This window comes from Pseudoalteromonas sp. A757 (genome assembly GCF_004103285.1).
GTDB classification, from domain to species: Bacteria; Pseudomonadota; Gammaproteobacteria; order Enterobacterales; family Alteromonadaceae; genus Pseudoalteromonas; species Pseudoalteromonas galatheae.
Map to the genome: position 1 here is coordinate 18,666 of NZ_QNQN01000056.1, position 19,499 is coordinate 38,164.

At 45.1% G+C, this 19,499-nt stretch carries 19 protein-coding genes; 6 read left to right on the plus strand and 13 right to left on the minus strand.

Annotated features, from left to right (window positions below; translation table 11 throughout):
* The first annotated feature begins 102 nt into the window (after nt 1-102).
* On the plus strand, nt 103-774 hold the full coding sequence (locus tag DRB05_RS03425; protein WP_128725683.1) for a TorF family putative porin: 672 nt from the start codon (nt 103-105) through the stop codon (nt 772-774).
* A gap of 140 nt (nt 775-914) precedes the next feature.
* On the opposite strand, the gene DRB05_RS03430 is transcribed toward DRB05_RS03425, so the two are convergent.
* The 3 genes from DRB05_RS03430 to DRB05_RS03440 all read right to left on the minus strand — a co-directional run bounded on the left by DRB05_RS03430 (nt 915) and on the right by DRB05_RS03440 (nt 3,802).
* The gene (locus tag DRB05_RS03430; protein WP_128725684.1) at nt 915-1,808 is read right to left on the minus strand and encodes an aldo/keto reductase; all 894 of its coding nucleotides are present in this window, start codon (nt 1,806-1,808) and stop codon (nt 915-917) included.
* Complete coding sequence (purT, locus tag DRB05_RS03435) at nt 1,805-2,992, minus strand: formate-dependent phosphoribosylglycinamide formyltransferase (RefSeq protein ID WP_128725685.1); 1,188 nt, start codon at nt 2,990-2,992, stop codon at nt 1,805-1,807. Before purT ends, DRB05_RS03430 begins: the two co-directional genes overlap by 4 nt.
* Before the next feature lie 147 nt (nt 2,993-3,139).
* On the minus strand, nt 3,140-3,802 hold the full coding sequence (locus tag DRB05_RS03440) for a fumarylacetoacetate hydrolase family protein (protein ID WP_128725686.1): 663 nt from the start codon (nt 3,800-3,802) through the stop codon (nt 3,140-3,142).
* Nucleotides 3,803-3,965: 163 nt separating this feature from the next.
* On the opposite strand from DRB05_RS03440, the gene DRB05_RS03445 reads away from it, so the two are divergent.
* Entirely contained in the window at nt 3,966-4,643 is a 678-nt protein-coding gene (locus tag DRB05_RS03445; RefSeq protein ID WP_128725687.1) for a nitroreductase family protein, read from the plus strand.
* 17 nt (nt 4,644-4,660) lie between these two features.
* Here DRB05_RS03445 and DRB05_RS03450 read toward each other — a convergent pair whose 3' ends face one another.
* Genes DRB05_RS03450 through DRB05_RS03460 form a run of 3 tightly spaced genes read right to left on the minus strand, consistent with a single transcriptional unit; the run spans nt 4,661 to nt 9,323 of the window.
* Nucleotides 4,661-5,707, minus strand: a complete 1,047-nt coding sequence (locus DRB05_RS03450; protein ID WP_128725688.1) for an efflux RND transporter periplasmic adaptor subunit — start codon at nt 5,705-5,707, stop codon at nt 4,661-4,663.
* Nucleotides 5,697-9,002: an efflux RND transporter permease subunit gene (locus DRB05_RS03455; protein WP_128725689.1), complete on the minus strand. Its 3,306-nt coding sequence runs from the start codon at nt 9,000-9,002 to the stop codon at nt 5,697-5,699. Before DRB05_RS03455 ends, DRB05_RS03450 begins: the two co-directional genes overlap by 11 nt.
* A 15-nt stretch (nt 9,003-9,017) precedes the next feature.
* Nucleotides 9,018-9,323: a metalloregulator ArsR/SmtB family transcription factor gene (locus DRB05_RS03460; protein WP_128725690.1), complete on the minus strand. Its 306-nt coding sequence runs from the start codon at nt 9,321-9,323 to the stop codon at nt 9,018-9,020.
* 95 nt (nt 9,324-9,418) lie between these two features.
* Between DRB05_RS03460 and DRB05_RS03465 the strand changes: the two genes are divergently transcribed.
* Nucleotides 9,419-9,610, plus strand: coding sequence for a DUF2892 domain-containing protein (locus DRB05_RS03465; RefSeq protein WP_045987806.1), 192 nt, complete (start codon nt 9,419-9,421; stop codon nt 9,608-9,610).
* Between the two features lie 37 nt (nt 9,611-9,647).
* Nucleotides 9,648-9,992: a rhodanese-like domain-containing protein gene (locus DRB05_RS03470; protein ID WP_128725691.1), complete on the plus strand. Its 345-nt coding sequence runs from the start codon at nt 9,648-9,650 to the stop codon at nt 9,990-9,992.
* Nucleotides 9,993-10,027: 35 nt separating this feature from the next.
* Here the strand turns inward: DRB05_RS03470 and DRB05_RS03475 are convergent, their stop codons facing one another.
* A complete protein-coding gene (locus tag DRB05_RS03475) occupies nt 10,028-10,654 on the minus strand; it encodes an OmpA family protein (RefSeq protein ID WP_088532029.1) in 627 nt (208 codons plus the stop codon).
* Nucleotides 10,655-10,736: 82 nt separating this feature from the next.
* Nucleotides 10,737-11,534, minus strand: coding sequence for a transporter substrate-binding domain-containing protein (locus DRB05_RS03480; RefSeq protein WP_128725692.1), 798 nt, complete (start codon nt 11,532-11,534; stop codon nt 10,737-10,739).
* Nucleotides 11,535-11,630: 96 nt separating this feature from the next.
* On the opposite strand from DRB05_RS03480, the gene chrA reads away from it, so the two are divergent.
* The gene (chrA, locus tag DRB05_RS03485) at nt 11,631-12,761 is read left to right on the plus strand and encodes a chromate efflux transporter (protein WP_128725693.1); all 1,131 of its coding nucleotides are present in this window, start codon (nt 11,631-11,633) and stop codon (nt 12,759-12,761) included.
* A 24-nt stretch (nt 12,762-12,785) separates the two neighbouring features.
* Here chrA and DRB05_RS03490 read toward each other — a convergent pair whose 3' ends face one another.
* The 4 genes from DRB05_RS03490 to speA form a co-directional block, all read right to left on the minus strand.
* Nucleotides 12,786-14,015, minus strand: a complete 1,230-nt coding sequence (locus DRB05_RS03490; RefSeq protein ID WP_128725694.1) for a mechanosensitive ion channel domain-containing protein — start codon at nt 14,013-14,015, stop codon at nt 12,786-12,788.
* A complete protein-coding gene (locus DRB05_RS03495) occupies nt 14,012-14,932 on the minus strand; it encodes an acetyltransferase (RefSeq protein ID WP_128725695.1) in 921 nt (306 codons plus the stop codon). Before DRB05_RS03495 ends, DRB05_RS03490 begins: the two co-directional genes overlap by 4 nt.
* A gap of 15 nt (nt 14,933-14,947) precedes the next feature.
* Nucleotides 14,948-15,823, minus strand: coding sequence for an acyltransferase (locus DRB05_RS03500; RefSeq protein ID WP_128725696.1), 876 nt, complete (start codon nt 15,821-15,823; stop codon nt 14,948-14,950).
* Nucleotides 15,824-15,933: 110 nt separating this feature from the next.
* Nucleotides 15,934-17,814: a biosynthetic arginine decarboxylase gene (gene speA, locus DRB05_RS03505; RefSeq protein WP_017218363.1), complete on the minus strand. Its 1,881-nt coding sequence runs from the start codon at nt 17,812-17,814 to the stop codon at nt 15,934-15,936.
* A gap of 220 nt (nt 17,815-18,034) precedes the next feature.
* Here speA and speE point away from each other — a divergent pair, with 220 nt between their 5' ends.
* Complete coding sequence (gene speE, locus DRB05_RS03510) at nt 18,035-18,895, plus strand: polyamine aminopropyltransferase (RefSeq protein ID WP_128725697.1); 861 nt, start codon at nt 18,035-18,037, stop codon at nt 18,893-18,895.
* A 291-nt stretch (nt 18,896-19,186) separates the two neighbouring features.
* On the opposite strand, the gene DRB05_RS22810 is transcribed toward speE, so the two are convergent.
* Nucleotides 19,187-19,363 carry a hypothetical protein gene (locus tag DRB05_RS22810; RefSeq protein WP_205125713.1) on the minus strand — a complete coding sequence of 59 codons (177 nt, stop codon included), beginning with the start codon at nt 19,361-19,363 and terminating at the stop codon, nt 19,187-19,189.
* Nucleotides 19,364-19,499 lie beyond the last annotated feature (136 nt).

Sequence of the window (19,499 nt, forward strand, 5' to 3'; positions counted from 1 at the left end):
TCCGCCATTTCCTGACATTGGCCTCCCCCTTGCACTTACTCTTTGCAAAAAATGCAATGACAACAACTGAATAATAACTCTGCGTTCAATGGGGAAAACAGAATGAAAAACAAACCTTTACTTATGCTGCTCAGCGGCCTGACTGCGTGCTTTTGTGTCTCTGTTCAGGCGGAAGTGACAGCGAATATTGCGGCAAGCTCAAATTATTACTGGCGTGGTATCACCCAGACTGATGATGGCGCAGCAGTGTCTGGCGGCTTGGATTATAGCAATGAGTCGGGGTTTTATGCGGGCACTTGGGTCTCTAACATCGACTTTGGCGACTCAGCCAGTTACGAAATGGATCTGTATGCGGGTTACGCTGGCGAAATCAAGGGCATGAGTTTTGATTTCGGTTATATCCACTACGCCTATCCCGATGCCAGTGGAGATATTGATTTTGGCGAGATTTACGCCGCGCTTGGCTGGCAATACTTTACTTTTAAACTCAGCCACCTAGCCACAGCACAAAGCGACTCAAGCACAGAAGAAGACATGCTATATGCCGAAGTGTCGGCCAGCTTCCCCATTTTTAAAGACAGTGAATTAACTCTACATATTGGTCGCTCCAGCGGAGACACAGTGCTTGAGTGGACAGGAGAAGACGACGCTTATATGGATTACGGCATGAGCTTATCTACGCAAGGCTTTACCTTTGGATTAGTAAAAACCGACCTAGACAGTAGCGACGATATAAAAGCATACGTAAGTTATGGATTAGATTTTAATCTGTGATGACCAAAGGTGAGCGGTCCTGTGACAGCCGCATCACCTTATTTTTTACTTGCTGCAACACGTAGGGCCGAAAGGCCCTTTTTTGTGGCTAAATCTGTAAGACTGTGCGTAAATTGGCTCCAATCCAAACACATACTGCTTTATGGTACGCTATGCCCAGTAGACGCCGTCCAAATGCGATACCACTGCTCGCGACTCATGCTAAGTGACTGTGAAGTAAACGCGCTGGCAACTCGGGTGATATTTCCCGTTCCAAGCACAGTGGCGGGTTTTGATGGATGCATGGCAAGCCATGCGTATACCACTTGATCAATTTCAGTGCTACCAATCTCTTCACCCACTTGCTGTAGCACCGCTCGCAGGCGTTTGGCTTTTTCGTCTTCGCTAGAGAATATTCTGCCACCCGCCAGCGGCGACCATAGCATAGGGTTCATGCCTAGTTGTTGGCACTGATCAAGCGTGCCATCGTCAAGCGCTTTCATCTCATAAGGTGAAAACTCAATTTGGTTGGTCACTAAAGCGAAATCGAGCCTCGATTGCAATAAGGCAAGCTGGCTGGGTGTAAAGTTCGAGACCCCAAAATGCAGCACATCACCGTTTTGTTTAAGGGTATTAAACGCATCGGCAACTTCATCAGCATCCATCAGATAATCTGGGCGATGGATCAACAGCACATCTAGCCTATCTGTGCCGAAATGCTTTAGTGACTGCTGCGCTTGGGCAATGATATGCGTCTTACTCGAATCATAGTGGTTCGCCTTTCCCGCTAATCCCAAGCTCGGAAATGCAGGCTTAATGCCACATTTAGTGATGATCCGAATGTGCTCTCGAATACTAGGCTCAAGCGCTAAGGCTTTACCAAACTCCGCCTCACACTGATACTCACCGTAAATATCAGCATGATCAGTATCGCGTATTCCAAGCTCAATCGCTTGCTTTAAAAAGCGTAAATTTTCTTGCGGCGTAATTTGCCAGTCTAAAAGCCGCCAAAACCCCAATACTAATGGGTCAAGCACGCGGGTGTTTGAGTTCATAACGTACTTCCTACTTTTGCAACCACTTGCATGGCTTTCTCGACAGCACTTTCAGCCGAGTCTGAGCGTGCTAACGCCACACCCATTCTGCGCTTGCCACTCACCTCTGGTTTACCAAACAAACGAATATCCGTTAGTGGCTCTGCAAGCGCTTGTGCAAGATTGTTGAACTGTAATTGTGTTGACTGACCTTCGACAAGGATCACGCTAGATGCCGATGGTCCATAGAAGTGAATGGTGGGGATAGGCAAGCCTAAAATCGCGCGTGCATGCAGTGCAAACTCACTTAAGTCTTGCGAGATAAGCGTAACCATGCCGGTATCATGCGGCCTTGGTGACACTTCGCTGAAGTACACTTCATCACCCTTAATAAAAAGTTCAACGCCAAACAGACCCCGACCACCAAGTGCTTCCGTGACTTTTTCAGCCATGGCTTTACTGCGCTCTAGTGCCAACTCAGACATCTGCTGCGGCTGCCAACTTTGCTGGTAATCACCGTCTTGTTGCACATGTCCAATTGGCTCACAAAAACTCGTGCCATCGATATGGCGTACGGTTAGCAGCGTAATTTCGTAGTCAAAATCAACAAAACCTTCCACAATCACTCTGCCCTGACCTGCACGCCCACCTTCTTGAGCATAGTGCCAAGCCGCTTCGATATCCGCGGCACTTTTAATCAAACTTTGCCCTTTACCTGACGAGCTCATAATAGGCTTAACCACACACGGCATGCCGATACGCGCAACAGCAGCATTAAAGTCTGCCAAGGTGTCAACGAATTGATAGGGTGAAGTGGCAAGCCCTAGCGTTTCAGCGGCAAGACGGCGGATCCCTTCACGGTTCATGGTCAGTTGAGTCGCTTTGGCGGTTGGCACCACTGTGTAACCTTCAGCCTCTAATTCCACCAGCTTATCCGTCGCAATGGCTTCGATTTCCGGCACGATATAATCAGGTTGTTCTTGTTCAATAATCGCTTTGAGTTTTTCACCATCCAACATAGACAAGGTATAGCTGCGATCTGCCACTTGCATCGCTGGCGCATTGTCGTAGCGATCTAAGACAATTACTTCAGCACCTAAGCGCTTAAATTCGATAACGACTTCCTTCCCTAACTCGCCACCACCGCAGAGTAATACTTTGCAAGCAGTGGCCGAAAACGGCGTGCCCAGAGGTTTGATTTTCATGATGATTCCTTGGTTGGTTTGATGCCCCATGGTAGCGACTTTTTGTCATATGCAAAAGCTGAGAAGACGGCAATTCAACTAAAAGCCCAAATCCCTTTACAAGCTTTTACCACTCAGCTCTATCAACAAACCAGTGCCTGCAGCTACTTATTTTAAGATAACCTCACTATACCAAGCAGGATGCTGATCCAATTGTAATTTCAATTTATCACCTTGAGCCAGACTGCCAACTCCTTTAGGTGTGCCTGTCAGCACAATATCTCCGGGCTGAAGCGTAAAGTAACGAGAAACTTCTTTTAGCAGCTCAGTTATTGGAAAAATCATTAGGCTAGAATCGCCATGCTGTTTCAGCTCACCATTTTGCCAAAAACGATATTCAATACTCTTAGCAAAAGTGTTTTCATCGCATGGAACAAAAGGCGTTATTGGGCAGCTATTATCATAGGCTTTGGCCCGCTCCCAAGGGTGTCCTTGGGCTTTTAGCTCACTTTGTAAATCTCGTAGCGTAAGGTCGAGTGCCAATCCAACACCTGCAATATGCATTAATGGTTCTGAGGTATCTGCATCAATTTTCGTGCCGATCAATAGCGCAAGTTCGGCCTCATAATGATGCTCACCAAGCGCAGCATTTAATGTCACTTCGTTGCCAAATGGTACCAAGCTAGTCGCAGGTTTGATAAACAACAGCGGGCTACTCGGAATGGGATTATCTAATTCTTTGGCGTGTTCTACATAGTTCCTACCAATACAAACCACTTTTCCCATTGGTAGATCGATACATTGCTCGCTTTGCCACTGATGCATATACATTATTTCCTCTGAAACTCCATAATCTGAACAACTTATAATATCAGCTGTAAAGAAAATTACCCATAGCTGCAGCGGTAACATGATATTGTCAATTGCAAATAAAACTAAACACTGAAAGACTAACTATTACAACGATAATGAACAACAGGTAAGGAATTCTAACATGCAAGATCACGCCAACCACCCACTGACGGATTTCATTGAATATCCTCATGAAGAAATGCTAAGTCGTGCGGAAGCATTCTTGGAAAACAGTAAGAGACGCCATAGCATTCGTGCTTTTAGCGACCGCCCAGTGCCGCAAAAAATCATCGAAACTTGTATCAAAGCAGCAGGCACTGCCCCTAGTGGTGCGAACCATCAGCCATGGCATTTCGTGGCGATTGGCAGCGCAGAAAAGAAAAAACAGATCCGAGCTGCAGCCGAAGACCTCGAGCGCTCGTTTTACCAAGGCCGTGCGGGAGATGAGTGGTTGGACGCGTTAAAACCTTTGGGCACAGATGCACAAAAACCCTACTTAGAACATGCACCTTGGCTTATCGCTATTTTTAGTCAGAAAAAAGGGGGGATCCACGCAGAAGACAAGAATACCAACTACTATGTCCATGAATCGGTTGGGATAGCTACAGGGTTTCTTATCCAAGCTCTGCATAATGCAGGACTTGCCACACTGACCCATACACCTAAACCTATGAGCTTTTTAACCGAGTTGTGCGGTAGAGATAAAGATAACGAACGCCCTTATATGTTACTGATTGCGGGTTATCCAAGTGATGATGCAAGTATTCCAGAGCACGCAACAGTGAAAAAGTCACTCGCCGAAATCGCTTCGTTTATTTAAAAGTTCGGATCAGCTAACTATTGCTGTACAGCTAGCTGATCGCCTTCGTTTAGGCCACTGATAACAATCGTTTTATTACCAGTCTCTTCGCCCAACCTGAGGTAGCGTTTGTGAAGCTGGCCACTTTCTATTACTTCAACCATCGCCAATTGACCATACTTGCTGATCATATTCGTTGGAATTTGGATAATCGCCTGCTCGCCAAGCACAAGCTCAACCAGCGCGTACATGCCAGGCACCACATTTTGCAGCAAAGGCATATCCAATTTAATAATAAAGCTGCGCGCTTGGCTGTCGGCAATTGGCACCATTTCCGACACACGCGCGGTTTGGCTTATGTCTAGCGCAGGTATGCGCACCTTAATCTCGCTTCCTAACTGAATATGCTTAACTTGGCTCTCGCGAATTGGCGCTTCAATCTGCAATTGTAACGGATTGAATAGCGAAATAATGGCACCACCGGGGCTAACCATACTGCCCGGCTCTTGTAAGCGCGCTACCACTTTACCCGAAATAGGGGCTGTGATTTGCGTGTAACCCAGCGCGACTTCAGCGCTACGATACGCTTCTTGTAATGCCTTATCTTGCGCTTGTAACTCGTTCACTGTGGCTTGCCACTCATCCACTTGGTTAATCGCGATAAGCCCTTTTTCATTAAGAGATTTATTGCGTACTAATTGCTTAGTCGCTTGCTCTAGTTTGGCTGAATTCGCCGCTTGCTGCGCCGCCACTCTTTGCAGCTCTGCTTTAAGCTCGGCATCATCGAGTGTTGCTATCAGCTGTCCCGCAGTGACTTTATCACCGGCTCTGACGTTAAGCGTTTTAAGCTCCGCCAATAATCGACTGGACACTAACGTATTTTCTTTTGCGACCACACTCGCAGGCACTTGTTCAATCATCGCAATCAACGACTTTTGCACGGTATAACGTGCTCCTTGATAGGCGGGAAGTTCGGACTTATTGCCCGGAGCTAGCTTATTTTGGAATCCACCAGCAAGCCATACGACCATCAATAATAGGCAAAAAATAGCAAGAACAGGAATAGCGATTTTATTACGAGACATGAGAAGACTCCTGAACTGATAAGGCATTAAGAGATTGATTAGGTGTCGATGATGATTTGAATACTAAGTAGTAAACGATAGGCACGACCAACAATGAAAATAACGTTGAAGCAATGATCCCGAAGATAATAGCAAGGGCGAGGCCACTAAAAACAGGATCTAAGATAATCACCAAGTTGCCTAATAACGTCGTGCCTGCAGTAAGTAATACCGGTCGCATTCTTACACTTCCCGCCGCAATCAATGCGTCGATAAGTGCCATACCAGCCGCGCGAGACTGATTAATAAACTCCACCAAAATCAGGGAATTTCTCACCACGATTCCGGCCAGCGCTATCATCCCTATCATCCCGGTCGCTGTAAATAACACATGCTCTGGCGCACCTGCAACCACACGCTCACCAAATTGATTGAGTAACCAAAAGCCCGGCATAATCCCTATCATGGTGAGGGGAATTGCCGACATAATGATAAGTGATAAGCTACTAGATGCCGTTTGTATCCGCAGGATGATAAATATCGCCACCAATGCAAATGCAAATGCGATCCCCATATCTCTAAACACATCAATGGTAATACGCCACTCACCTTCACCTTTAAAGGTATAATGAGTTCCTTCTAACATTGACCAAGTGACTCCTCCGCCACTGTGTAAAAAGGTGCGAGATGCCCAATTGCTTGGTGTTATCTGTTGGTTTTCATCCGCAACCACATCGGCAATCACCTCAGCTGGGGTGCGGCCATTTAGCTCCGCAAACACATAAATCACTTCTTGTAGGTCTTTTCGAAGGATCACGGGAGCCGTAGGGATGGATGTTAATTCGCCCAGTTCACCAATCGCCACAAGGGGCCTCGCAGCCTGCTCTAAGCCATATTCTTGAGTGGTTTTAGCCAACTCCTGACGACCACGAACTTGCATCGCCAATACGTTTTGCCATTGATTACGCTGCGCGTAACTCACACCCAACTCGATGGGCACCGTTGCGACCTCACCTTGAGTATATAAAAAGCCTGCTGACATGCCGCTGCTTGCAACCACTAAAGATTGATTAATATCCTCTGTGGCCACACCTGATAACGCGGCCTTTTGTTTATCAACCACAAACCGCTTTAACCATGTTGGCGAAGCCATTGAGGTGTCAACCTCAACCACATGTGGCTCCTGCCTTAAACGATGCGCTAACCTTTGGGCTGCTTGCTCTTGCGTTTCACGAGCAACAAACGGATCTGCATAAACCTCAGCAACGAGTGTACTTAATACCGGAGGTCCCGGCGGCACTTCCACCACTTTTACTTGCGTCAAAGTTTGGTTAAAAGGCTGAAGCTTTTCACGCAGTCGCATGACGATGGCGTGAGATTGATGTTCGCGTTCACGCTTATCCACCAGTAAAACTCTAAGTTCGGCAAGATGCGTACCACTACGACGATAATAGCCTCGCACCATACCATTAAAATCCATACTGGAAGGCTTACCGACAAAAGCGGCGATGTCGGTCACTTCAGCTTCTGACCAAACGATTTGCTGTACTTGCCTCGTCATTGCGGCCGTTTGCTCAAGGCTGGTTCCCTCGGGCATATCTATCAATACTTGGATTTCACTTTTATTGTCAAACGGCAGCAATTTCAGTGGTACGGCTCTAAAAATAGGAAGGCTCACACTCGCAACAAATAACCCTAACACACCCCATAATAACCACTTGGCTTTACGTGGGTTTTGTAAAATTGGCAGCATGATTTTGCTGTAGTACGAGTCTTGAGGCGCGACTTCACTTGTTTTTGCATCCGCTTTGAGTAACTTTTTAGACAGCCAAGGCGTCACTAAAAAAGCCACTAACGTCGAGGCAATGACACTAATGGGGACGTTAAATGCCATAGGTGCCATATATGGGCCCATCATGCCAGTAATAAACGCCAATGGAATAAACGCCATGATGATAGTTAACGTTGACATCAAAAGCGCAGATTTGATCTCGACCATAGCAGCGACAATGTTGTGATCTGTGTCAGCTGCCGCGCCGCGATGAATAAAGCGGCTAATATTATCAATCCCAGTGATTGGGTCATCGACCAACAATCCCAGCGACAAAATAAGCGCAAACAAGGTGACCCGATTAATGGTGTAACCAAACGCAAAGTCCAACCCAAGTGTAATGCCATAGCAAATTGGCACTGCAAGACCAACAACGATGGCAGGCCGCCAACCTAAAAATACACCGACAAATATCACAACGGTAAATACCGCAAAGGCCAAGCTAGAGGTAAGATTATTGACTTTGTCATTGGCCGTCTCACCATAGTTTCTTAGTACTTTTACCGATACCTCAGCGGGAAGGATCTCCTGTTGTAGCTGGGTTACAAGCGCTAAACTTTGCTCTGCAACCGTTACCGCATTACTTCCCTTTTGCTTCGCCACGCCAATCGTCACTAATGGTGCATCAGCCTGACTGTCGCTGCTTGCTAACCACTGATAGCTATCGGGTTCACTAGGACCATCAATAACCTGAGCAACTTCTTTTAAAACAATGGCACGGCCATTGATTACGTTCACCGTGAGACCTTCAAGTGCCGACTTATTACGAAGGACATCACCAGACTCAAAGGCAATCGTGTTACTGCCTGCCGTCACTTGCCCGACTCGTGTCACTAGATTACTACTTTGGATAGCACCTAAAACATCCATTGGTGTTGTTTGATGTGCAGCAAGCGCAGCTAAGTTCAACTCAACCCTAAGTACTCTCGTGCGCCCGGTAATAACTGAAACCTCGCTGGTGTCTGCGATGCTCTGTAACTGGATAGCTAGCTCTTGTGCAAAGCGCGTTAGCGCGTAGTCATCATATAGTTGCGGCTTGGAACTTGTCAGTCCAAGCATCAAAATTGGAACGTCATCGACTTCTATTGGACGGATCTGCCACTGAGTGACAATTCCCGGCATAGTATGCTGATTGGCATACAGCTTAGTGTAGGTGTTGAGAATGGCTTTCTCTCTGTCTTCACCCACATGAAATCTTAAAGTAACAACCGTGCCGCCGGTTTGGGTCGTAGAATAGACGTGCTCAACGCCTGGAATTTGCAGCAGTAACTTTTCAAGTGGAGTGGTGACCAATCGTGCCACTTCTGGTGAGGCAGTATTTGGTACCGACACATGAATATCCAGCATAGGCACCACTATTTGTGGTTCTTCCTCTCGTGGTGTCATTTGCAATGCAAATAATCCAAGTACCACAGCGCACAAGAAGATAATCGTTGGCAAGCTGCCTTGTAGAGCATACCGAATGACACCATCTAACTTTTGCATCTCAGTCGTTCCTAGTTACTCTGCACTTGAGGCGCAGAACAGCTGATATAAACTCTCGAGTAGTACAGCGACTCGGCTATCTTTAACCTGATAATAAATCGTCGCCCCCTCACGCCTAGTCGCTACGATTTGTGCCTTTCTCATGCTGGCTAAATGTTGTGATAGGGCAGACTGCGCTAATGGCACCATTTCATTAAGCTGGCTAACACTGAGCTCTTGCTTTTGCAATGCACACAAAATCATCAAGCGATTTTTATTCGCCATAAGCTTTAACAAGGCTTCTGCCTGTTCGGCATTTTGCGCCATTTGCTGCAGTTCCATGTTGACTCCCAAAAAATAAATGTACTTAAAGTATAGACACAAACATTAGCAATGTCTAATATTAGAAATATCTAATATTAAAGGTGACACTCATTATGACCTTACATCCTCTACTTAGATTAATCGCTGGTGTTATGTTTGCCATTTCTTTACTGCTCACACATTTTGTCAACCCACATTGGGTTTGGTTTAGTGTGTTTATTTGTGTCAATTTAGTGCAGTCTGCTTTTACTAACTGGTGCCCTATGATCGTTATATTGAAGAAACTTGGCATTCAGGAAAGGTGAGTCATAATAAAACCGATAACCCAATAAGGAGCTATATATGCTGATATCTGCCCAAGATGTATTAAAGACAGTAAAGCCTAATCAACGCTGCATTGACGCGGTACAAGCAAAATCGGAGATTGCACAAAACAATGGTCTGGTTATCGACGTGAGAGAGCCGGCTGAACATAGTCAAAAGGCAGCCAACGGCGCGGTAAATATCCCAAGAGGATTGCTAGAATTTAAGCTTCCTGAGCTGGAAAAAGACGCAGACAGGCCAATTTATTTACACTGTGCTGCCGGTAGCCGTGCTATTTTTGCCGCAGAGCAACTAACACGTATCGGTTACACCAATGTCAGCGTAATTACCTGCAAAGCCGAAGTGGTGTGTGACACCTTATAAAAAAGGAGTGCTGTGCAGCACTCCTTGCACTTTTCTTATGCGCGGTTTGGAATAATTTTTATTTCTACTCGGCGGTTTTGTGCCTTACCTTGCTCAGTATCGTTGCTCGCGATTGGCTGAGACTCACCCATACCCTCTGCGTATAAACGCGCAGGAAGTACCTGCTGCGATAACAGGTATTGCTTTACGCTATTGGCACGTTGTTCAGATAAAGTCTGATTGAAGCTTGCTGAACCAGTAGAGTCCGTATGCCCAACAATCGTTAAAAAGGTTTTATCGTATTGCTGCATCACGCGTGCGATGCCTTGAAGTGTATTGTAAAAACTAGGACTGATGGCTGACTTACCTGTTGCGAAGGTGATGTTTGATGGTAACACTAAGCGCATTTGATCGCCTTCGCGTACAACCTCAACACCCGTTCCTGCGAGCTCTTGATTAAAAGCGGCTTCCTGCTTGTCCATATAGTTACCAATTGCGGCACCTGCAATTGCACCAACCGCAGCACCAATAGCAAGACGTTTATCTTTGTGGTTACCTGTCGCTTTACCTAACACCGCACCGGTTGCAGCACCAATCGCCGCACCTTTACCTGTGTTATTCATTTCACATCCAGACAAAGCAACCACAACAGCTGCACCAATTAACATATTTCTTGCAATCATCTTCCCACCTGAGTTCGTTTCAACTTGATTGTCTATATTGTTGCAATAAACAATTAACTCTGGCTGAAGCCTTACTGGTTTTTTAAGGATGAACAGGCACTAAGTCACTTATGTGATCTGAGACTGGTGGAAGTTTATATTTTGCAACCACAGCATCAAGTTGTTTTTTTTCAGCTAATTCTCTCATAGTTAAGCGAACTTTTTCTGCAAGCTGAGTACCGCTGAAGTCTTTACTCATCGCCATATGACCATAAATTGGCTGGGCGTGATGGTAGGAGACCTTTTTTAACTTTTCAATAGGCTGACCAAGCACTTCCATCGCTATCTCTGCGGTGTCTTCCACTGCGATAACTAGATCCACGCGTCCTTTAAGCAATAGGTCAAACGCCACTTGCTCACTAAAAACAGGGACCTTATTAAGTTGGCGATCTTCATCAAAACGAGGATAAAAAACGCCCCCGCGCATCACTGCAATTCGCTTGGTATAAAGATCCGTATATTGTTCCACCTGAATATCGCTGTCTTGCTTAGCATAGAATACAAAAGACGACGTCAGAGCCATATAGGCAGGCTCCACAAAATCGATTAATTTTTCTCGTTGAGGTGTACGGATCAAGCCACCCATGACGTCTACCTCGCCTTGCGCTAGCATCCGTATGCAGCGTGAAAAAGGACAGGGAACGGCGTTTATTTGATAATTAACACCAGCCTGAGCCTGTACCGTTGCTAATATATCTAAGATTAAGCCTTGCACTTCACCATTGTCTTCAATAATGCTATATGGTGGCGCGTGATCTACCGCAACATTTATTTGCTGAGCAAAACTAGAGAAACATGCAAACAAAAAAAGTAAACACGGCGATAAACAAGTCATTCGCATAATACTTATCCAACTGTGGTGCACCAGCACCAAAAGTCATAAATATGTCATATAAAATTGTAAAGATATGGGGTTAACAATATCACAAGGTACACTATGTTTCTGAAAATATTTTATCAGTTTTTGTTATTAGGATGTACGAGCTTTGGGGGACCCGCGGCCCACCTTGGGTTCTTTAAAAAACACTTTGTCGATAACTTAAAATGGCTGAGTAACGAGCGCTACGCCAGTATGATCAGTCTGTCACAAATACTACCAGGACCTGGCTCTAGCCAAGTTGGATTCGCGATTGGTTTAGAAAAAGCAGGTATTTTAGGAGGGATCGCCGCCTTCTTAGGATTTACACTGCCGTCATTTTTGCTCATGATCATGCTGGCATTAACGGCTGAGCAGCTCTCAGGCACTGCGTTGAATGTCATTGATGGGTTGAAGTTGTTTGCTGTAGTTATCGTTGCCGATGCGGTACTGAGCATGGCGAAAAGCTTTTGTAAAACCACGGCACTCAAATTCGTCGCATTTTTCGCCACATTCACACTGTTGATGCTACCTAACTTGAGCGCACAATTGGGTGTGCTTATGGTGCTTGTCGTTGCTGGTTACTTTTACTCATTCAGCAATGCGCCAAGTAAACCGAGTCAATCAAAAAGCCAAATCAACTGGTTTGTATTTGCGCTATTTATTGGCCTCTTTGCGTTAACCTTTGCCGCGCTACCAAATCAACTATTTGCCGAGTTTTATCAAGCAGGTGCTTTGGTTTTTGGTGGCGGTCACGTCGTGCTTCCGCTACTACAAACCAGTGTTGAGGGAGTCGCGCAAGAAACCTTCTTAACAGCTTATGCTGCCGCGCAAGCCATTCCTGGTCCGATGTTTACCATCGCAAGCTTTTTAGGCGCCGTTGTCGACAATACGCATCCCATTTTGGGCGCGGCGATTGCAACGCTCGCTATTTTCTTGCCAGGCCTTCTGTTAATGTGGGCGTTTAACCAGCAGTGGCAATCACTTATTTCGTTGCCAAGGTTTGCAAGCATTAGCGCGGCCTTAAATGCCGGTGTTGTGGGGATTCTAGCCGCTGCGTTTTATCAACCAATTTGGCTTTCTGCGGTGCATAGTTTGCTCGATATCACCGCGGTGATATTAGGCTTTGTAGCACTAAAATGGCTAAAGCCCGCAATATGGCAGTTGCTTATTGCCTTTATGGTGTTTGGGGTTATCGCTGGAAGTGTGTAGGCCACACTTGAGTGGCCTTGGTGATTACTCTGAAGTTGCGTCAGGTTTACTACCGGCGCGCACTTTCACGCGGTGTGCGCCAAAGTAATCACTCACGCTTTGGTATGGACGTAACCCAAATGCAGGCATTACGCTTAGCATGTAGTCCAAAATATCGGCTTGTAGGTGCTCGTAAAACACCCAGCGTTTATCGCGACTAAAACAGTAAAACTCTAGAGGCAAGCCATGTTGCGTGGGCGCAAGTTCCCTGACCATGCATAAACAATCTTGATTGATGGCATCATGCTGCTTCAAGTAGGCCTCTGCATAGCGTCTAAATAAGCCTAAATTGGTGATATCGCTCGGTACATCGTCAAGCTTTTCCAGTAGTGGATATTGCTCGGTGAGTGACGCTCGCTTTTGCTCAGCCAACGGCTCAATGCTAGTAAAATCAATATGAATGGCGCGTTTGATGCGACGTCCTGCTGACTCTTGCATGGCACGCCAGTTTTTAAATGAATCAGAGATCAGCATATAGGTTGGTATGGTGGTGACGGTGTTATCCCAGTTACGTACCCTAACGGTATTTAAACCAAGATCAATCACCTCGCCGTCGGCACCAAATGCGTCAACTTGGATCCAGTCGCCAGTGGTTACCAGTCGATTGGCTGCTATTTGAATACTCGCAACCAATCCCAAAATTGTATCTTTAAATACCAAAATAATGACTGCCGCGATAGCACCAAAACCGGAAAGAATATAAGTTGGTGATTTATCCACCAAGATACTCACCACCAATATAGAGCAAACTATAAATATCAGTAGCTTAATTACTTGAATAATCCCTTGGATCGGCACTTCTTTGGCGAACGGAAAGAGGTTATAAACGCCATTACCTAAATTGACTAAACTGCTAAATAAAAACCCTGACGCCACCACCAACATGACATACACCAGTGTCTCCATCACTACAAATACCCAAGCAGGTGCGACGAAGAGGCGCTCATGGTAGGCGGAAAAGACCAGTAAACACAATACAAAGGCAAAGCGACCGCTAAATTTACTTAACTGAGGGGCAAGGTGACCAATTTTACGCGGTGAAATATGGCGCGCGAGGTTTTCTACATTGGGTAGCACTAAACGGCGGATCACCCAATATAAAAACAATAGCCCAACAACCGCGACACCGTTGGTGAATAACGCACTGATCACAGTGCCTTGCGGTAACTCTTTTAACCACGGTTGAACGACATCATGAAGGTGATCAAACTTCATAGCTGTTTTAGCTCCTCATTGAGCGCATCACTTGGCTCAGTCGAATTCAATCGATGCGCTTCGAGTTGGCAATCTTTGCGTTGCCAGACTTCATTCATAAAAGACTGAAACTCTACACGATAAGCTTTATCAGCTTGATAGTTACCAAGAGGCACTTTTTCCATCGCAATGTAGTCTATTTTTACATCAATTGCATCCAAGCGTCCAAGCGTAAATGCACGGCAAATATGCTCACCCTCTAACTCATAAGCCAAAGTCGCATTGAGCATGCCGTCAAGTTGCTCTGATAGCACTTCTAGAGCGAACGCTACACCACCCGCCTTTGGTTTGAGCAGATACTTGAACGGGCTATTTTGATGCGCATGTTTGGCTTTAGTATGACGAGTACCTTCCACAAAATTAATTACCGTTGTGGGGTGATCTCGAAAGTTGCGACAACTGGCTTTGGTACGTTCTACATCCATCCCTTTAAGCTTAGGGTTTTTGGCGATCTGCGCTTTACTCGCACGTTTCATAAATGGCATGCCCATTGCCCATGCACCGGTGCCAATGAAAGGCACGTATTTCAATTCATCTTTTAGGAAAAATTTAGGTGCAGGTAGTACCTCCATGGCACTAAGTACAACAATATCAAGCCAGCTAAGATGATTGGAAATTAACAAATACCACCCTTGAGCGTGTAATTCTTTTGGCAAGCTCACTTGTATTTTGTTGCACGCGATGCGCAAACCTAGATAGTTGCCTTTACACCACATACCGTAAAAAAAGTGCAGTGCTGTTGAGATAAACTTAACTGGCACAAGCAATTTTATGATGCCAAACAATAGCACCAATAAACCACATACAAAGGTATTCACCAGCAGCCACACACTGGCCGATAGCCCGAGAAACCACTTAGGTAGTATTTGTTTTAACATCACCACATCCTTCTACTACTTTTTATCGGCAAGCTCCACAAGTTGTGCGTCTTTGGCTTGCCACAAGGCGTTTAATTCGGATTGGAAACGCACTCTAAATTCGGGATCATTCATGTAGTCGCCGACCAAGTTTGCACTGACCGGCATTACTTCCACCTGAACATCTACTGACTTAACTTTACCAGCGATAAAGTCTGCGAAAGTTGGTACACCATCGGGATAATGGATGGTGACATTCACCACTTTGCTGATTTGCTCACCCATGGCCTGCATCACAAATGCGATGCCTCCCGCTTTTGGTTTAAGCAGGTGTGTGAATGGGCTTTTCTGCTTATTATGCTTGGATTCGGTGTAACGCGTACCCTCAACGAAGTTTACAATACTCACTGGCATTGTTTTAAACTTTTCGCATGCTTTTCGCGTCGTTTCTATGTCTTTACCACGCAATTTAGGGTTTTTCTTTAATTGCGACTTGCTGGTTCGCGTCATAAAAGGAAAATCGAGCGCCCACCAAGCAAGACCTAGCACAGGTACGTAAAGCAGTTCTTTTTTCAAAAAGAAATTCAAAAACGGGATTTTGCCATGAAGCACTCGCTGCAACACTAAAATATCCACCCAACTTTGGTGATTGGCGATAACCAAGTACCAGTCTTTGCGTTTTAGCTCATCCAATCCGCTAACATTAAGCGTATACGGCGCAATGAGGTTTTGGCTCACTGAATTACACGCGACCCACTTACTTGCGCACGCCTTAGCAATATAGCTCATGGCTTTTTGCAATGGTGGGATGGGCATTAGCTTAATCAAGCCACAAATAAAGATCGGTATAAACCAAAATATAGTGTTAACGGCGTACAGCAAGATGCTGATCACTTTACGAATAAACGACATTCATTCCCTCATCGTGTTTTACGGCAGAGCTGTATCATACCTTGAAAATCACACACAATTAAGCCGACCAGTTGGTCGGCTATAATTTATTCCATTTCACTATCTAAAAATCAATCTTCGAAGTAAGTATAACCTTCAAGTCCAGCGTTTAACTCTTGTAAATACTGAGCTTTAATTGACTCCGGCAACGACAAGGCCGCAACCTGTTGTGCATAATTCTCAGATAGCACCGCTTTGTCATAATGAACAAAGCGCAGTACATCTTCAACACTGTCGCCCTTGATTGCATTGGTGAGTTTATAACCCTCATCACAAAGCTCAACGTGTACTGAGTCTGTGTCACCAAATAAGTTATGGAGATCACCCAATATTTCTTGATAGGCCCCTACCAAGAACATTGCAACGTGATATTGCTCTCCCGGCACATACTCAGGAATGGGTAGACTTGACTCAATACCTGCGCCCTCTACATAACTGTTGATTTGACCGTCCGAATCACAAGTAATGTCCTGAATAATCGCTCTTTGCGTCAACGGCTGATTGAGCTTGTCGATAGGCATCACCGGAAATAGCTGGTCAATACCCCAAATATCCGGCAGTGATTGGAACAACGAGAAGTTTACAAACAGTTTATCAGCTAGCTTTTCATTGAGGTCGTCTAGTACTTCTCGGTGTGCTCTCGCATTCTCATTTAAGCACTCACGCACTTTATGAAGTGTCGTGAAGTAAAGCTGTTCAAGTTGCGCCCACTCTTGCATGCTAATCAAACCATGTACGTATTGGTCGTGTGCGTCGCTGAACAAGTGCATAGCGTCGTGGTAGGTTTCTAAGGCCATGCGAGGAGTCAGTTGTGACAACGAATGCCATAACTCTTGTAATACCAGTGGACTGGTATCTTGTGGTTGCACCGGTTCGACTTGATTTGGTGCTTTTTCTACGTCGATCACATCCGTGATCAGCATCGCGTGATGGGCAGTTAATGCTCGGCCAGATTCAGTAATAATATCCGGATGCGGAATGTTATTGAGCTCCGCAATATCATGAAAAGCATGCACCACATTTTTCGCGTATTCCGCCACCGTATAATTCATTGAACATGAACTACGAGAACCTGAGCCTTCATAATCCACTCCGAGGCCACCGCCAACATCAACGATACGCAGCGGAACTCCTAGTTGATATAGCTCAGCATAGTGGCGCGCACACTCTTTAAGCGCACGTTGAATATCGCGAATATTGGCAACTTGCGAGCCGATATGGAAGTGTACCAACTGCATTAAGTGCAAACGATTATGCGACTTAAGTAACTCAACCGCTTGCAGAACTTGACTGGCAGTAAGACCAAACTTACCTTTTTCACCACCGGTATTCTGCCACTTGCCTTTACCAACAGAATTAAGACGAATACGAATACCAATCGACGGTTCAATGCCTAAATCGTCGATTTCTTGTAATAAAGTATCCAGTTCAGAGAGCTTTTCAACGACTATATTTACTTGGTGACCCATCGCTTGACCGATGCAAGCTAAGCGCAAGAACTCACTGTCTTTGTAGCCGTTACAGACAATGGTAATAGGTTGATGTGCCACACCCAAAATTGCCATCAGCTCAGGCTTAGAACCGGCTTCAAGACCAACAAGACCGCTTGGGTGAGCCAATAACTTACTGACAACCGAGCGCTGCTGATTCACTTTTATTGGATAAACACAGGTGTACTGGCCTTGGTAATCACGTTGAGTTCGTGCAGCAGTAAAGGCTTGAGTCAAGGTATCGACACGATGTTTTAAAATATCGGTAAAACGTACCAAAACTGGCAAAGTTAGCCCCTGCGCTTTAAATTGCTCAGTTAACTCTGGAAGAAGAATTGGTGGCTTAGTGCGATCACCATCAGGAAACGCCACTAACTGGCCCTGTTCATTGATATCAAAATAGCCGTCACTCCAGTGGGTAACGTTATAGATAGAACGTGCTGTTTGCAGACCCCAAGTCATTGCTGCTCTCAATTAATTCTTTATAAAGCTTCATTCTAATACGCGAGGCAAGTCAATGCGACCTAAAGTTGCGTTTTCATTAGCTTACAAACCTTATAAATAGCCCATGCTTGATTAGGACTAATATGAGGCAAAGTACAAAATGTTGACTAAAATTGATTGAGCAAAGACGCAAGCACTGGCAAAATTGCCTCAATTTTTATCAAGTGTGAACACAATCATGGCAAACTTAGAAGCAAACCGTTGGTTTACAGAAATTAGCGACCGCGATGGCAGCGCTTTTTCACTTAGAGTCAACAAAAAATTAGACGAAATCCAATCACCATTTCAAAAAGTAGAAATGTTTGAAACAACGGATTTCGGTAACCTGATGATCATTGACGGTTGCACTATGGTGAGCACGCGTGAAAACTTTTTCTATCACGAAATGATGAGTCACCCGGCGCTATTCTCGCACCCTGCACCTAAAAATGTTGTGATCATTGGCGGCGGCGACTGTGGCACATTGCGTGAAGTACTAAAGCACCCTGGCGTTGAAAAAGTAACTCAGATTGATATCGACGAAGTTGTGACGCAAATGTCTTTGAAATACTTCCCTGAGCTTTGTGAGTCTAATAACGATCCTCGCGCAACTGTAATGTTTGATGATGGCATCAAATTTATGCGTGAAGCCGAAGCAGAGTCTATCGACGTTATCATCGTTGATGGCACCGATCCTGTTGGCCCTGGTGAAGGTTTATTCAATCACGCATTCTACAAGAGCTGTTTAGCAGCGCTTCGTACTGGTGGTATCATGATCCAGCAAAGTGAATCACCACTGATGCACATGCCGTTGCTACTAGAAATGCGCGATGCAATGTTGGAAGTGGGCTTTGTTGATCTGCAAACCCTGCCTTTCCCACAGCCAATCTACCCAAGCGGTCTGTGGTCAGCAACAATGGCGCGTAAAGGTGAAAAGTTTGCCGGATTCCGCGAGCAAGACGTTGACAACGCATCATTTGACACTGAGTACTACAACACAGGTATTCATAAAGGTGCATTAGCAACACCTAACTTTATGAAGCGTGCTTTCGAAAAGTAGGCCGAATCAGAACATAAACTTAATTGTTAAAGTGTAGTAGCTCATATCTGACCCTACAGCCTTGATGATTAGGTTAATGTTTCACCTGACCTGCAGTTATGAGTGAACAATAGACGTTCGCTCTAGCTCGTTTTTGGACAAAAGCGTTTTAGGTGGTCGGCTATATTCGACTAGTTTCGCATAAAAATTTCTATGGGCTAACGCCCATTCAGGGACTTTAATAGTTGACTAAAATAACGAACGCAGTGAGGAAAAACCAACTGTTAAAAGTCCCACAACTGCAATGGCTTGTTATATTTTACATTTATCAATTTGTTTAGCTTTTGCTGATTCTTTAAAAACAGACTCAAATTGCTCAAAAATATATTGCAGCACTTCACAGTACTCAATGTTTACAGCTTCACTTGGGTATAACCCATGGCTTACTTTATGATCGCAATCAGCTGCATCTTCACCTTGACCATCCATAACGCAATAAGATACAGCTTTCCAATATGCAGCACCTCTTGTCGTCGCTAGGCATTCTTTGATATGGTTTTACCACGATATCTGAAACTTGTGTCCTTAATTCCAAATACTCTTCAGTCATTTCACAGGAAAGCGT

What these genes read in the sequence shown, in the direction of transcription:
- DRB05_RS03425 (WP_128725683.1), top strand. Translation starts at nt 103, where the DNA reads ATGAAAAACAAACCTTTACTTATGCTGCTCAGCGGCCTGACTGCGTGC.
- DRB05_RS03430 (WP_128725684.1), bottom strand. Translation starts at nt 1,808, where the DNA reads ATGAACTCAAACACCCGCGTGCTTGACCCATTAGTATTGGGGTTTTGG.
- purT (WP_128725685.1), bottom strand. Translation starts at nt 2,992, where the DNA reads ATGAAAATCAAACCTCTGGGCACGCCGTTTTCGGCCACTGCTTGCAAA.
- DRB05_RS03440 (WP_128725686.1), bottom strand. Translation starts at nt 3,802, where the DNA reads ATGTATATGCATCAGTGGCAAAGCGAGCAATGTATCGATCTACCAATG.
- DRB05_RS03445 (WP_128725687.1), top strand. Translation starts at nt 3,966, where the DNA reads ATGCAAGATCACGCCAACCACCCACTGACGGATTTCATTGAATATCCT.
- DRB05_RS03450 (WP_128725688.1), bottom strand. Translation starts at nt 5,707, where the DNA reads ATGTCTCGTAATAAAATCGCTATTCCTGTTCTTGCTATTTTTTGCCTA.
- DRB05_RS03455 (WP_128725689.1), bottom strand. Translation starts at nt 9,002, where the DNA reads ATGCAAAAGTTAGATGGTGTCATTCGGTATGCTCTACAAGGCAGCTTG.
- DRB05_RS03460 (WP_128725690.1), bottom strand. Translation starts at nt 9,323, where the DNA reads ATGGAACTGCAGCAAATGGCGCAAAATGCCGAACAGGCAGAAGCCTTG.
- DRB05_RS03465 (WP_045987806.1), top strand. Translation starts at nt 9,419, where the DNA reads ATGACCTTACATCCTCTACTTAGATTAATCGCTGGTGTTATGTTTGCC.
- DRB05_RS03470 (WP_128725691.1), top strand. Translation starts at nt 9,648, where the DNA reads ATGCTGATATCTGCCCAAGATGTATTAAAGACAGTAAAGCCTAATCAA.
- DRB05_RS03475 (WP_088532029.1), bottom strand. Translation starts at nt 10,654, where the DNA reads ATGATTGCAAGAAATATGTTAATTGGTGCAGCTGTTGTGGTTGCTTTG.
- DRB05_RS03480 (WP_128725692.1), bottom strand. Translation starts at nt 11,534, where the DNA reads ATGCGAATGACTTGTTTATCGCCGTGTTTACTTTTTTTGTTTGCATGT.
- chrA (WP_128725693.1), top strand. Translation starts at nt 11,631, where the DNA reads ATGTTTCTGAAAATATTTTATCAGTTTTTGTTATTAGGATGTACGAGC.
- DRB05_RS03490 (WP_128725694.1), bottom strand. Translation starts at nt 14,015, where the DNA reads ATGAAGTTTGATCACCTTCATGATGTCGTTCAACCGTGGTTAAAAGAG.
- DRB05_RS03495 (WP_128725695.1), bottom strand. Translation starts at nt 14,932, where the DNA reads ATGTTAAAACAAATACTACCTAAGTGGTTTCTCGGGCTATCGGCCAGT.
- DRB05_RS03500 (WP_128725696.1), bottom strand. Translation starts at nt 15,823, where the DNA reads ATGTCGTTTATTCGTAAAGTGATCAGCATCTTGCTGTACGCCGTTAAC.
- speA (WP_017218363.1), bottom strand. Translation starts at nt 17,814, where the DNA reads ATGACTTGGGGTCTGCAAACAGCACGTTCTATCTATAACGTTACCCAC.
- speE (WP_128725697.1), top strand. Translation starts at nt 18,035, where the DNA reads ATGGCAAACTTAGAAGCAAACCGTTGGTTTACAGAAATTAGCGACCGC.
- DRB05_RS22810 (WP_205125713.1), bottom strand. Translation starts at nt 19,363, where the DNA reads ATGGATGGTCAAGGTGAAGATGCAGCTGATTGCGATCATAAAGTAAGC.